This window comes from Collinsella sp. CLA-ER-H10 (genome assembly GCF_040092475.1).
Classification (GTDB): domain Bacteria; phylum Actinomycetota; class Coriobacteriia; order Coriobacteriales; family Coriobacteriaceae; genus Collinsella.
Window position 1 is genome coordinate 1 of record NZ_JBBNLM010000061.1, and the last position, 539, is coordinate 539.

Consider the following 539-nt stretch of genomic DNA (forward strand, 5'->3'; position numbering starts at 1 on the left):
TCCGCGAGCGCCTCAATCGAGGACTTCGCGTGGTTCCGATTTCCCTCAATGTGTCGCGCGTAGACATTCTTGCCTGCGATGTCGCCGAGCATATGGGGTCGCTCGCCGCCCAGTACAACCTGCCGCCCGAACTCATGCACATCGAGATCACCGAGACCGCCTATACCGGAGAGTCCGAGGCCGTGGATAAGCTGACCGCGGATCTGCACACCCGTGGCTTCTCGACCTACATGGACGATTTTGGCACCGGCCAGTCCACGCTCGCGATGCTCAAGAACGTCAACGTCGACGTCATCAAGCTCGACCGCACCTTTGTGCCCACCGACCGCGATCAAGGCCGCAGCACGCAAATCATTTCATCGATGCTCGAAATGGCGCAGTCGCTCCATCTGCCCGTCGTGGTCGAAGGCGTCGAGACAAATGAGCAGGCGAACATGCTACGACAAATGGGCGCCCGCTACGCTCAGGGCTTCCTCTACTACCGCCCCATGCAGGCGAAGGATTTTGAGGCATTGCTCGATGGCGGCAATAACAACTGA

General features: G+C 59.4%; 1 protein-coding gene. It reads left to right on the top strand.

What is annotated here, in order from left to right:
• The coding region (locus tag AAAX36_RS09500) for an EAL domain-containing protein (protein WP_349075305.1) at positions 1–539 on the top strand (539 nt) is incomplete at its 5' end.